This is a genomic window from Brevibacterium senegalense (genome assembly GCF_000285835.1).
GTDB classification, from domain to species: Bacteria; Actinomycetota; Actinomycetes; order Actinomycetales; family Brevibacteriaceae; genus Brevibacterium; species Brevibacterium senegalense.
In genome coordinates this window covers 209,190-222,964 of record NZ_HE978601.1, presented here as the reverse complement: position 1 = coordinate 222,964, position 13,775 = coordinate 209,190, and the positions used below count along the sequence as shown (strand labels likewise).

Genomic DNA, 13,775 nt, shown 5'->3' with positions numbered 1-13,775 from the left:
CTCCTCTCAGGTGCGGTCGGTGTGTTCACCGTGTGCCGACTTCGCAACAGCGGCGTCCGGCGGATGAGAGGTGTCTGTCGTCGGCCGCGCAATCGCGTTACCGTGAGGTGGAGCACCGCCCACCGGGCGCCCTCGCGAGAGCGCCGGAGCGGTCGGCGCCTGGATCGTCTGACGAGAGGAACACGATGGGTCTGCCGGAAGAGATGACCGCGAGTCTCGAGGAGGGTCTCGACGCGCTCGTCGGGCTCTACCGGGGATTCCACGCCGCACCGGAGCTGTCGATGCAGGAGCACGGGACAGCCGCTGCGATCGCTGAGCACCTGCAGTCCTACGGGCTTGAGACGCAGACCGTGGGCGGGACCGGAGTGGTCGCCGTCATCGAGAACGGAGACGGCCCCGTCGTCGCGTTCCGCGCGGACACGGACGGGCTGCCCATCGAGGAGGCGACGGGACTCGAGTACGCGTCCACGGCCTCGGGCACGCTGTCGGATGGGACGACGACGCCGGTCATGCACGGCTGCGGCCACGACACCCACATCACCGCCGGCCTGGAGATCGCCCGGCTGCTGACACTGCACCGCGAGGCCTGGGCCGGCACCGTCGTCATGCTCTTCCAGCCCGGCGAGGAGACCGCCGCGGGCGCCGCCGCGATGGTGGCGGACGGACTGTGGGATCGCGTGCCCCGCCCCGAGGCCGTCTACGGCCAGCACGTGTGGCCGTCCGTCGCCGGCACTGTCGCGCTGCCCGTGGGCACCGCACTGGCGATGGCGGACTCGCTGCGGGTGACCGTGCACGGGCGGCAGGCCCATGGCTCGCAGCCGGAGAACGCGATCGACGCCCTGGTCCTGGCCGCCTACATGGTCACCCGGCTGCAGTCGGTCGTCTCCCGCGAGATTGCGGGCACGGACATGGCGGTCGTGACGGTCGGCACCTTCCACGCGGGGACGAAGGAGAACATCATCCCGGCGAAGGCGGTGTTCGAGCTCAACATCCGCACGTTCGAGCCGGACGTGCGCGACCGCGTCCTGGACGCGATCAGCCGGATCATCCGCGGCGAGGCGATGGCCGCCGGCGCACCGGACCCGGACATCGAGGAGATGTACAGGTTCCCCCACTGCTTCAACGACGAGGAGGAGGCACAGACAGTGCTGACAGCTCTCCAGGAAGAACTGGGCGCGGATCGCGCCGTGCAGAAGGAGCCGGCCACCGGCAGTGAGGACTTCGGGACCTTCGCGGACTCGCTGGGCGTGCCGGGGGTGTTCTGGTTCTTCGGCGGGTTCAAGACGCAGACGGTGGAGAACGGTGTGCCCGGCGGCAACCACTCGCCGTACTTCGCGCCCGACGACGTGCCCACGGCCCTGTCCACCGGCGTCCGCGCGGGCCTCACCGCACTCTTCACGCGGGTGGGCAAGTGAGCGGGCAGGCGGCGGAGACGCCGCGCTTCGAGCCCGCCGCGGGTGCGGCCCACGAGTCGGAGCTCACCTGGCTGAGCACGCGGGCACTGGCCTCCCGGATCGCGTCCGGGAAGGTCTCCGCCCGCGAGGCGCTGACGGACCACCTGGCGCGCATCGACGCGGTCGATCCCGCACTGAACGCGATCGTCACCCGCGACGACGAGGCCGCCTACGCCGCCGCCGCAGCAGCCGACGAGTCCTTCTCCCGCGGCGACCGGCTGGGTCCCCTGCACGGCGTGCCGATGACCCACAAGGACACGCACGACACCGCCGGGCTGCTCACCACGTACGGCTCGCCGCTGCTGGCCCAGAACGTGCCGGTGCGGGACTCGCTCATCATCTCCCGTCTGCGCGCGGCCGGCGTCGTGACGACGGGGAAGTCGAACGTGCCGGAGTTCGCGGCCGGCTCCCACACCTTCAACCCGCTGTTCGGGACGACGGTGAACCCGTACGACACGTCGAAGTCCGCCGCCGGCTCCTCCGGGGGTGCGGCCGCCGCGATCGCCGCGGGCATCCAGGCCTCCGGCGACGGGTCGGACATGGGCGGGTCCCTGCGCACGCCGGGCTCGTTCAACAACGTCGTGGGCATGCGTCCCACGAACGGGCGGATCCCGCATGCCCTGCCGGGCCGGCCGTGGGCGTGGCTGTCGCAGCCGGGCTTCCTGGCCCGGACCGTGGGCGACGTCGCGCTGCTCATGTCCGTGGGCAGTGGTCCCGCACCGGGTGCGCCGGCCGCGCGCCCGGAGCCGGGCAGCGTGTTCGACCGGCCGGAGTTCCGCTACCCGTTCGAGCACCGGCCGGGCGCCGGCCTGCGCGGGCTGCGGATCGGTTTCTCCGCTGACCTGGGCGGTCTGCTCCCGGTCGAGGCCGCCGTCGCCGAGGTCGTGGACCGTGCCGCGCAGTCCCTGGCCGTGGGCGGTGGGCACGTCGATGCGTACGCGCCGGATCTGCGCGACGCGGACGAGGTCTTCCGGGTGACGCGGGCCTATGACTTCGCCGCGCAGCACGGACAGCGGCTGCGCGACCACCGCGATCAGCTCAAGGACGCGATCGTCTGGAACACGGAGATGGGCCTGAACCTCACGGTCGACGACCTCGTCTCCGCGGAGGCGGCCCGGGGTCGTCTCCAGGGTGCGCTCGAGGCGTTCTTCGGGCACTACGACCTGCTGGTGCTCACCTCCAGCCAGGTCGTACCGTTCGACAAGGACCTCGAGTACCCGGCGGACATCGACGGCGTGCAGCAGGAGGACTACCTCCAGTGGATGCGGGCGGCGACGATCATCTCCGCCACCGGGTGCCCGGCGATCTCCGTGCCCGCCGGCTTCACGCGCGACGGACTGCCCGTGGGCGTCCAGCTGGTCGCCGCCCCGGGCAAGGATGTCGAGCTGCTGCTGGCGGCTCAGGCCTTCGAGGAGCTCACGGAGCACCACCTGCGCCGCCCGCCGCTGTGAGGTGACTCGTCCCGCCGCTGCGGGTCTCAACCGCCGAGGGGCCGGCCGGATCGCCAGATCGCCGGGGCCGGCGCCCGGTCAGTCACGTCACCGAGGGACCGCTTTCTGTCAGCCCCAACACCGAGGGACCGCTTCCTGGAACGAGAGCCCACTGCGCGCAGTGGCGCCTCGACCCGGGGAACGGTCCCTCGGTGCAATCAGCCTCCGCTCGTGGCTGCGACGACGGGCGCGATGCGAGGGGCAGATCGCGTGCACGCGTCCAGGATGACTTCAGGAAATCATCGATCACTTCGGAACTTGCGATGTGACCTGAACTTGAATAAATAACTTGCGATCGTCGCGACCACCAGCGAGCGCCTGCGCCATGTCTCATCGTCGAATCGCCGCAGCGTCTGCACCTCGCGGCGCCTGCGCAACTGGTCGCGGAACGCGTAGAGGGCCACGGCGAACGAACCGGAGACGGTCAGGAGCGTGCCGATCATCGCGATCGCGAATTCGCGCCAGTACGTGTCCGGTGCCGTGAAGTGCGTGTACGCGACGAACGACACCACGAAGAGCAGTCCCAGCGCGCACAGGATCAGAAGCGGACGGAACAGCCACCACGAGGTGCTGATGAGTGCGCGGAATCGTCGCCACGCGCCCACAGGCACAGACGTGGCGCCGCGAGCCGCCGCCGGGCGATATTCGCGACGGGTCACGAGGGGCGCGTCGCGGGGGAGACCGTCTTCGCGGGGTCGCGCTCGGCCAGGTGGCCGATCGCGGCGTCGATGCGTGCCAGGACGTCCGCCTCGAGCGTCACGCCGGCGGCTGCCGCGTTCGACGCGATCTGCTCCGGGCGGGATGCGCCCACCAGGGCAGAGGCCACGTTGTCGTTCGACAGCACCCACGCGATGGCCAGCTGCGCCATCGTGAGGTCGAGTTCTGCGGCGATGGGCTCGAGCTTCGCGACGCCGTCCAGGATCTCATCGTCCAGGAAGCGCTGGACCGCACGGGCACCGCCGGCCTCGTCCGTGGCACGGGAGCCCTCGGGCAACGGCTGACCCTTCTTGTACTTCCCGGTCAGGACGCCCTGCGCGATGGGTGACCAGACGATCTGGGAGAGGCCCAGCTCCTGCGAGGCGGGGATGACCTCGTCCTCGATGACGCGCCAGAGCATGTTGTACTGCGGTTGGTTCGAGATGAGGTGGATGCCCAGGTCCTGCGCCAGAGCGTGGCCCGCGCGGATCTCGTCCGCCCGCCATTCGGAGACGCCGATGTAGAGCGCCTTGCCCTGCCGGACGACGTCCGCGAACGCCTGCATCGTCTCCTCGAGCGGCGTCTCGTAGTCGTAGCGGTGCGCCTGATACAGGTCGACGTAGTCGGTGCCCAGGCGGGTGAGCGATCCGTTGATCGACTCCATGATGTGCTTGCGCGACAGTCCGCTGTCGTTGGGTCCCTTGGGGCCGGTCGGGTGGTAGACCTTCGTGAAGATCTCCAGCGATTCGCGGCGCTGACCCTTGAGGGCATCGCCCAGCACCTGCTCCGCCTTCGTGTTGGCGTAGACGTCTGCGGTGTCGAAGGTCGTGATGCCGGCGTCCAGGGCGGCATGCACGCACTGCGTCGCGATGTCGTTCTCCACCTGCGAGCCGTGGGTGAGCCAGTTGCCGTAGGTGACCTCGGAGATCTTGAGGCCGGAATGTCCCAGGTAGCGGTACTCCATGAGCGTCTGCCTTCCTGCTGCGCGTGAGTTGTCCGGGGTGCGGACCCGGCCTCAGCCTACGGGGTGAGTCGTGCGCACCCTCGTCGTCCCTGTCATGAAGTCCGTGATCGTGATGACGTCGTCCACCCCGAAGACGGGTCCGTCCGCCGGTTCGTCCCAGAGCTCGGTCCCGGTGAGCGCATCGATCCCAACAGCGCGGTCGTTAACAGCCACGACGACCTCCAGTGCGTCCGGCACCACGTGCCCGGCGACGGCCGTCCCCTCACCCGAGTCCCAGGTCCAGACCGTGTCTCCGCCTGCGATGTCCACGGCGTGGAGCCCCGCGTCGGTCGGGAGGATGATCGCTGGGGCATCGGCGCCCCGCGCTGATGCCGGGATGAGCGCGTCGTTCTCGACGACGGTGGGAGCCTCCACGAATCCGTAGTACTCGTCGGCGTCGATGAGCGAGGCAGGAGCAGGAACAGCGAGCGGCTCATCCGTGGCAGCTCCAGACGACGGGTCGGCCACTGACACGAGGAACTGTGCGTCGTGTTCCGGGTCCGGGGAGGACGTGAGGAGCAGACAGTACGGGTCACCCGCACTGCTGCGCTGCATGCGGTACTCGCACGGCATCTCATAGTCCAGATCCTCGACGGTCACGTCGCCGGTCTCCATGGGGTCGTCGGCCCATGCCTCGACGGTGGCGAGGTGTCCACCGTCCATGTGCGACTGGATGAGGAAGCGGTCCTCGCCCGCAGCTGTCACGGTGGCGGGGCCCAGTGAGGCGTCCAGGTCCGGATCGAAGTCGGAAGGATCCGGGTAGTGCAGCATCGCCCAGTGCTCCTCGCCCGTCGTGGCGTCGACACGGATGACATTCACGCTGGCCTGCAGTTCGAAGGGCACGTCGATGTAGCGGCCGGACGGATCCGGCATCGACATGCCCGGGATCGCGGTCCCGGCGATCCGAACCGGTTCTCCGGTGACCTCGCCCGTCGTCGCATCGACGACCAGCATGGCGAGGGTCCCCGGATGCGTGGCGTTGGGACCGTCGTGGCAGTCCCAGTCGGCTGGCTGCGTGTGCGACAGGATGAGCTGTCCGCTCTCCGCCACCTCGTACGACTGCGACACGGACGGGGACAGTTCCCACGCATCCGCGAGTGCGCACGCATCGAGCGTGCCGGGGGAGACCCGCCAGACCTCGCTGCCGTCCTCCGCGCTGTAGGCGACGAGCGATCCGTCTCCCGACCCGCGCTGGGTATAGATCGTGTCCTCGTCGTGCAGCACCAGCCCGTGCTCCCACGCGGCGCCCTCGGTCCAGTCGTCGTCGGTCCAGCCCTCCGCGCTCGCCCCGTCCGCACCAGAACCGTCACCCTCCGCATCGTCACCGATCCGCCAGACCTCGTCGCCTGTGGACCGGTCCAGCACGACGACGGTCGATGCATCGAGACCGCTCACGATGATGCGGTCGGTCGTCGAACCGACTGGCATCATCGCACCGTCGACGTCGGCCCAGTCACCCCAGGCCGCGCTGGGTGTGGGAGTGGCAGGGGCAGCGGCCTCCGGGGGCTCTGCGGGCGCGGACGTGCATCCGGTGAGGACGAGCAGGCCGGAGGCACACAACGAGGCGACGGCCGTGAGGCGGCCGCGATGCAGGGAGTTCATACGATTCTTATACCAACCAGGCCGGACACAGCCCGGTGCGGGGCAGGGCCGTGTCCCTCGGTGAGACCTACTTCTTGACGGTCTTCGAGGTCGACGCGGCGGAGGTCGAGGTCTTCACAGTCACGAAGCGGTACGACTTCTTCTTCGACGTCTTCGTGGTGTAGGTCGCCTTCCCCTTCTTGAGGGTCACGGTCTTGAGCGTCTTCCACGAGGAGCCGGACTTCACCTGGAACTTGGCCTTCTTGGGGCTGTAGGTCGCATACCCCCACTTGTCGAGGCTGTAGCGCTTCGCAGTCGCGGTGAGTGTGACCTTCGAACCGGACCGCTTGGCGCTGAGTCCGGACTTCACGTGCGCGCGGACGTTGAAAGTCCCCTTCGTGAAGTCATCGCGGTCCACGTAGGTGTATCCGCGGGATGGCGCCGCAAAGATGGAGCTGGGGCCAATCCGGTAGGTCCCGTAGTCGGAGTTGCTCCACGGGCAGATCGTCGACTTCGCCGTCTTCGTGTTTCCGGATGACGAGTAGTCGACGTAATCAACGACCGCACCGGACTTCGTGATGTCCGTGTAAACGTCCCACGAGCGGACCCCAGACTTCTTGTGGGACATGGTGACAGTCGTGTTGTAGCAATCCCAGCTCTTCACGACGATGTCCTTCGCCGTCAGCTTCGTGACGTCGAAGGAGACGGAGGCGGCATGGGCGGGTACGACGGCACCGGCGACCAGCACGATGGATGCGAGCGCGGACAGGAGGATGCGCATGAGCGACTTCACAGAGACTCCTGAGGGAGGAATTCGACAGGGGAGTGCCACGGTGCAGGAGTCAGCGGGGTGTTCGTCGGCAGTCGTGCGTTACGAGTCAGAGAGTTCCGATGATCGGATCATAACGGACGATCACGCTCAGCCGCACCAGTCGGCGAGTGCCAGCATCATCCGGTCGAGGCCGGCGCGTGAGCCGATCCGCGACTCTGCCCGTTCGTTCACGAATGAGAATGCGACCGATCGCTTCCGGCCCCGGCAGTACCCCGCCAGGGAGTCCTGCAGCGGTCGACGGACACGGCGTCCCGCGACCTCCCTCCATTCGGTGAGCGTGCCGGTCTTGGCCCGCACTGTCTCGGCCGCGCGGGTGTTCCGCAGCCGGTACGTGAGAGTCCCCTGAGTCCCGGCCTGCGGCAGTGTCTGCTCGAACGACGGGAAGAGAGGGGATCGGTGCATCGCCACGAGATAAGTGGTGATCGCTTGGGGCGCGCACCGGTTCTCCGGCCCCAGCCCGGACGCGGTCGCCACGGTGATCTGCGCACCGTGGTCCGCGGCGTGCCGCTCCAGGATCCTCGTGCCGCGCCGCGTCGAGCCTCGGGTCCCGTCGACGGCGGACATGCGCTTCGCCAGCGCGGCCGCGATGACGTTGTCGCTCTCGTGTCCGCAGATCGTGAGGAGGTCGAGGATCGGCAGCGATTCGACGGCCCCCACCTCGTGGAGGTCTGCGGCACGTGTGCGCCGCGCGGCCGGGCTTCCCTGGATCGAGACGCCGGCGGCCTCGAGGGCCTCGCTGATCTGCGTCGCAGCGACGAGGACGGGCCGCGGGGACGCGGATTGGTTGAAGGACAGCGCCGTGACGTGCCGCGCCGGATGCTCCTCGCGTGCGAAGAGGGTGCCATCGCCGACCACGCTGCCGCGGATCTGTCGGATGCCCGCGTTGGTGACGGCCTGGACGAGCCGTTCGACGGACGTGCCGGTGCCCCCGTACCGCCTGCGCAGGAACTCCTCATCGCCCAGCAGAGGGTCTCCACCGCCCACGACGATCAGATCGCCCGCGAGGATCCCTTCGGCCGTGGGCAGTTGCTCAGAGAACAGCCGAGTCGTGAGGGTCGATTCCGCCCCCAGGTGTGTGAGGGCCGCGCCTGCGGTGAAGAGCTTCGTCGTCGATGCCATGAGCCGGGGCTCTGCCTGGCGCAGTCCGAAGAGGGTGCGCCCAGACTCCAGGTCGACGACATGGCCGCCCGAATCCTGGAAGATCGGATCGTCGAGCTCTCGTGTCAGCACTGTGGCGAGGGAGCGGAGATTGCTCGAACGACGGAAGAATCCCATACAACGATCGTATGCACCCGCTGAGGCCGCAGACGCTACCGGGTCAGAGCACTCACAAGATCCGAGCGCTCGCCCACTACTGTGTCCTCCATGACGACTCCCTCGCACCCGCACGATGGCCCGGCCAGCGGCGCCGTGGGCCGGGCCGCTGCGCGCGCCTCGCAGACTGCCGCGCGTGCAGCAGCGCGACTCCCGGGACCGATGAAGGGCGCGCTTCGGCTGGCCCGGCGGGCAGCGGATACCGCGCTGGACGCCTCCGCAGAGGCGCGAGCCGCGAGTGACCTCCGGCCTCAGCCCGATGACCGCTTCCCCGTCGTCGTCCACTTCGCCGGAGACGGGGACTCCGCCTACCAGCTGACCCAGTGGCTGTGGCCGCTCGAGCAGCTGGACCAGAGGCTACCCGTTGTCATCCTCTGCCGCAGCGCACGCACGGCGCAGCAGATCGCCCGGAACACGCACCTGCCGGTCCGCTTCGGCCGTCGCTTGGCGGACCTGGATGCGGTTCTGGGCGACGACGCGGTCCGGTGCGTCCTGTACGTGAACCAGTCGCCGCTGAACTTCCATGCGCTGCGGCACCCACGGCCCGCGCACGTGCACCTGTCGCACGGCGAGAGCGAGAAGTCGTCGATGGTGACGAACCAGCTCAAGGCCTACGACCGGGTCCTCACGGCGGGCCAGGCGGCTCGGGACCGCATCCTCGCCCAGCTCATCGGCTTCGGTGAGGACCGGATGATCGACGTCGGCCGCCCTCAGTTGGACGCGCCGACATCCGTGCCGCAGGAGTGGACGTCTCACCTTGCCGGACCGGACGCTGACTCATCGGCACCCACCGTCCTCTGGGCCCCCACCTGGGAGGGCGACTCGCCGCAGATGGCCTACGGGACCCTGCCCCAGACGGGCGACACCATCGCCGAGGCCCTGCTCACCGCCGGTGCCCGCGTCATCTACCGGCCCCATCCGCGGACGGGGGTCGCCGACCCCCTGTTCCGCGCCGCGGACGCTCGGGTGCGCGCGCGACTCGAGGCAGCCGGCGGCTTCATCGACACCACTCCGTCCGTGGGCTGGCAGTTCGCGGAGGCGGATGCCTGTCTCGCGGAGATGTCCTCCGTGGCCTTCGACTGGCTGGCGACGGGCAAGCCGCTGGCTCTCATCCGGCCGGTCGATCGGCGGGCGGACACGATCCCGGGCGGACTGCTGGACCGCGCCGATGCCGTTGCAGCCGACCATGCGGCTGAGGCCGTCACTTCGCTCCTGTCCGCACTCGACTCTGACGCTGCTCAGCTCGGGGAGGTCGCTCAGCACTACTTGGGCGATACGGAGCCGGGAGATCAGCTGGCACGGTTCGTCTCTGCAGTGGGCACGATCGTCGAGGAGCGGGAGAGCATTCTCAGCAGACGTGAATGACAGATGACATCGCTCTGATCGAACGGTGAACAACAGGCGATATCATGTCTCGGAGCCGAGACCCACCCCACCTGCTGTCCGAGGAGCCACCCCGCGTGCCGACCGCGTCGATCCCCGCAGTGCGTGCCGCACTCGCGAAGCGATTGCCGCCGCACGTCAAGCGAGCGCTCCTGCGCGCCCTCCACGGAGAGTTCCCCCGTCGTCGAGCGGATGTCGCGCCGGTCGCCGGGTCGTCTCGACCCTTCGACGCGCGTGTGGAGCAGGCCGACGCCCTGGTCACGGTGCGGTCGACGCTCGCCGGCGCGGGCATCGAGTTCGTCGAGCTGCCGCGTCTCAGCGCCTTCCGCCCCGTCCTTGCCGTCCGACGCAGTGCAGGAGCGGACGTCCTCGCGGCACTCACGGGTGGGCTGGAGCAGGCGGCAGGCTGGACCGTGCGAGCGGAGGACGAGCACGGCGCGACCCTGCGCTGGAACAGTGCAATGCGCGATCCAGACAGCGTGGCCCGTGTCCTGTGTCGCCGCGCGGTGACCGCCCCCAACGGGCGGACTCTCACGACCAGCGACCTGGAGATCGCCGTGGAGCTCTGGGACGAACTGATGCACGGTGCAGCAAACGACGACGGGGCTGCCTACCCGGCCGGGACGCTCCGACGTCGACAGATCCGCAGGGACACGCTGATCGAGCACCTCGACCCCGACACGTGGCGCGGTGCTGTGGATGAAGGCGGAGCGAAGCTGACACTGCCAGCCGCGCACATCCGCAGCGTGACGGAGCCGATCGATCTCGTGTACACGTGGGTCGACGGTGCAGATCCCGAGTGGCGGGAGGCCATGACCGCAGCGCGTGACGGGGTGTCGGCGGCGGCAGGGGTCGAACGGTCCGCGCTCGCTGACTCCCGCTTCACGTCGCGCGACGAGCTCCGCTACTCCCTGCGATCCGTCGAGTATTACGCCTCATGGTTCCGTCAGATCTTCCTCGTCACAGCGGGACAGATCCCCGACTGGCTGGATACGGACCACCCCCGGATCACCGTGGTCGATCACCGCGACATCTTCACCGACCCGGACGTGCTGCCCGTCTTCAACTCCCACGCGATCGAATCGCAGCTGCACCACATCGACGGGCTCGCAGAGCGGTACGTCTATCTCAACGACGACGTGTTCTTCATGCGCCCCACAGACCCGGAGCTGTTCTTCGAGGGAAACGGGATGGCACGGTTCTTCCCCTCGATCGTGCCGCTGGACCATCGTCCGGCCGCTCCCGGAGATCTCCCTGTCATGAGCGCGGCGAAGCGGGGACGCGACCACCTCATCGACCGCCACGGCAGAACCGTCACCCACCGGTTCAAGCACACACCGCATCCCCAGGTGCGGACGGTCCTCGAGGAGATGGAAGCGGAAGCGCCGCACATGTTCAGCCAGGTCGCGGCCTCGCGCTTCCGCCACCCCGACGACTACTCAATCGCCTCGTCCCTGCATCATCACGAGGCGTACGTCCGCGGCCGAGCGGTTCCCGGTGAGCTGTCGTACCAGTTCATCGACCTCGCCTACCCGGATCGGGGCGTGCGACTGGACCGGGCCGCACGCAGGACGGACCTGGACATCTTGTGCCTCAACGAATCGACGATCGACCCAGGCGATGCGGACACGATCGCAGACGAGGTCGCACAGTTCCTCGACCACCGCTTCCCAGTCGCATCGACCTTCGAGACTGACGCCGTAGCGCACGGCGCACAGAACCATGACTGACCAATCCCGCACCACAAGGAGACTGACATGCGCCGCGTGATCACCTACGGCACGTTCGACCTGCTGCACTACGGCCATATCCGGCTCCTGCAGCGCTGCAAGGCGCAGGGCGACTATCTGGTCGTCGCGCTGTCGACCGACGAGTTCAACGAAGGCAAGGGCAAGAAGTGCTACTTCTCGTTTGAGGACCGCAAAAACATGCTCGAAGCGATCCGTTATGTCGACCTCGTCATTCCGGAGGAGACCTGGGAGCAGAAGGTGACGGACATGGAGAAGTACCATATCGACACGTTCGTGATGGGTGATGACTGGACGGGGATGTTCGACTTCCTCAAGGACCAGGTCGAGGTCGTCTATCTCCCGCGGACTCCGGAAATCTCAACGACGCAGATCAAGCAGGACCTCGGGAGATGAGCTGTGCCAGGCACATGTGCCGCTACCTGATCAGCTTTCGTCGTCAGTGACAAGATCTGCGCTCAGGCTGCCATATTTAGTCCCGTAGAACCTGATGCCCTGCGCCGATGAAACAGCCTCCTCCCGCTTCACACCTTTGATCCTGAGCCGGAGGGGGTTCCCCTGGACTCCGAGGTCGATCCAGAAGTCGACGTTCTTGTCCATCTGACGCGATAAAATGTCCAGCGGTATGGAGCCTTCGACGAGTGATCCGCCCTTTACTTGTCGGGCAGTGGCGGGAGTTCTGCCGAATCCGATGCCGCGTCGCTGTTCCCACACCAGCATGGCCCAGTCGGGATGTTCCACTTCTTTTCCAGAAATCAAGACAGAGAGATGAATATCGCGCGCGTCAGTGGAGATCGAGCTGAGCTCAGCTCGACCGCGAGGAACTGCAACGGGAACTTTGCTGTCGAGGGCGTCCTGTAGAGTCTTTCCCCATCTACTAGTGATGACGGAAGGTCTGAAGTCCTGAGCGCGCTTCATGGCAGCTTTGCGCATCTTCCTGATCTCTCGGTCAGTCATCTGCGTCAGCTGCTGGATCCGTGCCCCCAGGGCTTCTATATCGCCCGCCTTCACAAGGAACCCGTCGACTCCATCTGTAATGATGTCCGCAGGACCGTAGGCGATGTCGTAGGCAATTGGAATGCAACCCGCGGCCATCGCTTCGAGTAGGACCAGAGGCTGCCCCTCGTACTCGCTCGTCAGGAGGGTGAACGACGCGTGCTCAAACTGCTGCTTCGCGTGAGGCACGTACCCTCGCAATGTGACAATGCCGTCTAATCCTTGATCGACAATCAAGGTCTTGAGGTGCTCACTGGCATCGTCATCCATGCCGTAGACATCGAGTGTCGCCTGTGTCAACCCATCGGCTCTGGCGTGGAACACCGCCTGGATCGCGTGATGGATTCGCTTCTGATGGCTCAGACGTGCCAGCATCACGCCGGAACCCGCGGGTCGATCTGCGCGCTTCTTCGGTGGGTCAGCGACGAACATATTCGGAAGAGTTACGAGGTTGTCGGCACCAAAATGTAAACGCGTGAGGTCGTCGTGTTGAGCCTGGGTGAGTACTGCGACTCGGTCGAACTGCTCCATGTGCTTCAGCGTCGGAAGGTAGGTGGGCGATAGCGCTCCGTGCGGAGAGTCAGGGGCCGAAGAATGGCGGCTGTGAATGGTTTGGACGAACACGACCGTGTCGCGCCTGTACTTGTGCATGTACTTTGCCAGCGGTGGTCCGTCGTTGATGAGAACTGCGCGTGTGTCGCCGATGACCCAGTCGATCCATGCGAAATAGAGATCATGCTGCTCAGACCAGCGTCCTATCGCGGTCTCATTATGGGAGTACAGTGTGACAGTCTTGCCGCCGGGATTGTCAGACGTGTGCGCGTCGATTCTGTAGCTGAGAAAGCGTGATCCGTCGTCGCGAAATCTGTCGGTTTGCAGCTTTTTGCCGCTGTCGCTGAGTCGAACGCTTTCAGGGTTTCCTTCATATGGGAGGAGGCCCTCGCCTCTGCTGGCTGACGTCTTGATTCGGTGCTGACCAGTTATCGTCTGAAGTTGCGAATCATCAGCGCGTCGAAGATCGGCCCAGATGTTCCTGATGGCAACGCGGTTGCCGATTCTTCCTTCAGACCGGAGCCGTGCGGTGAGTCCTTCGGGGTCTACGGCGTGAGCGGGAGACAGGGTGAGAATCTCGATATTTCTCTTGTCGAGTTCTGCGAATGCATTAGCTCGTTGCAGACAGGCGCTGGTCCGTCCGCCGAACGTCTCTGGCACACCGCCGATGAAACCGTAGATCGGCACCTGGGGGAGAAGTGGGGTTGAGTGAAACATGAATCGCTT

General features: G+C 66.9%; 11 protein-coding genes. 5 read left to right on the top strand and 6 right to left on the bottom strand.

The features are described 5' to 3' along the window. The first annotated feature begins 185 nt into the window (after positions 1–185). Positions 186–1,415, top strand: a complete 1,230-nt coding sequence (locus HGBR_RS04080; RefSeq protein WP_019158056.1) for an amidohydrolase — start codon at positions 186–188, stop codon at positions 1,413–1,415. After that, positions 1,412–2,905, top strand: coding sequence for an amidase (locus HGBR_RS04075; RefSeq protein ID WP_019158055.1), 1,494 nt, complete (start codon positions 1,412–1,414; stop codon positions 2,903–2,905). The genes HGBR_RS04080 and HGBR_RS04075 overlap by 4 nt, the downstream gene beginning before the upstream one ends. A 278-nt stretch (positions 2,906–3,183) precedes the next feature. Here HGBR_RS04075 and HGBR_RS04070 read toward each other — a convergent pair whose 3' ends face one another. The 5 genes from HGBR_RS04070 to HGBR_RS04050 form a co-directional block, all read right to left on the bottom strand. Beyond that, a complete protein-coding gene (locus tag HGBR_RS04070; RefSeq protein ID WP_147522211.1) occupies positions 3,184–3,603 on the bottom strand; it encodes a hypothetical protein in 420 nt (139 codons plus the stop codon). Next, on the bottom strand, positions 3,600–4,604 hold the full coding sequence (locus tag HGBR_RS04065; RefSeq protein ID WP_019158053.1) for an aldo/keto reductase family protein: 1,005 nt from the start codon (positions 4,602–4,604) through the stop codon (positions 3,600–3,602). Before HGBR_RS04065 ends, HGBR_RS04070 begins: the two co-directional genes overlap by 4 nt. Positions 4,605–4,655: 51 nt before the next feature. Next, positions 4,656–6,245: an outer membrane protein assembly factor BamB family protein gene (locus tag HGBR_RS04060; RefSeq protein ID WP_019158052.1), complete on the bottom strand. Its 1,590-nt coding sequence runs from the start codon at positions 6,243–6,245 to the stop codon at positions 4,656–4,658. Between the two features lie 67 nt (positions 6,246–6,312). Further along, a complete protein-coding gene (locus HGBR_RS04055) occupies positions 6,313–7,017 on the bottom strand; it encodes a hypothetical protein (protein WP_019158051.1) in 705 nt (234 codons plus the stop codon). 126 nt (positions 7,018–7,143) lie between these two features. Next, the gene (locus HGBR_RS04050; protein WP_019158050.1) at positions 7,144–8,331 is read right to left on the bottom strand and encodes a D-alanyl-D-alanine carboxypeptidase/D-alanyl-D-alanine-endopeptidase; all 1,188 of its coding nucleotides are present in this window, start codon (positions 8,329–8,331) and stop codon (positions 7,144–7,146) included. A 90-nt stretch (positions 8,332–8,421) separates the two neighbouring features. Here HGBR_RS04050 and HGBR_RS16325 point away from each other — a divergent pair, with 90 nt between their 5' ends. The 3 genes from HGBR_RS16325 (at position 8,422) to tagD (ending at position 11,897) form a co-directional block, all read left to right on the top strand. Continuing rightward, a complete protein-coding gene (locus tag HGBR_RS16325) occupies positions 8,422–9,735 on the top strand; it encodes a CDP-glycerol glycerophosphotransferase family protein (protein WP_147522209.1) in 1,314 nt (437 codons plus the stop codon). Positions 9,736–9,830: 95 nt separating this feature from the next. Next, positions 9,831–11,483 carry a stealth family protein gene (locus tag HGBR_RS18660; protein ID WP_019158048.1) on the top strand — a complete coding sequence of 551 codons (1,653 nt, stop codon included), beginning with the start codon at positions 9,831–9,833 and terminating at the stop codon, positions 11,481–11,483. A 27-nt stretch (positions 11,484–11,510) separates the two neighbouring features. Further along, on the top strand, positions 11,511–11,897 hold the full coding sequence (gene tagD, locus HGBR_RS04035; protein ID WP_019158047.1) for a glycerol-3-phosphate cytidylyltransferase: 387 nt from the start codon (positions 11,511–11,513) through the stop codon (positions 11,895–11,897). Positions 11,898–11,927: 30 nt separating this feature from the next. Here tagD and HGBR_RS19305 read toward each other — a convergent pair whose 3' ends face one another. Continuing rightward, positions 11,928–13,766, bottom strand: coding sequence for a glycosyltransferase (locus HGBR_RS19305; protein ID WP_083882713.1), 1,839 nt, complete (start codon positions 13,764–13,766; stop codon positions 11,928–11,930). Positions 13,767–13,775: the final 9 nt, after the last annotated feature.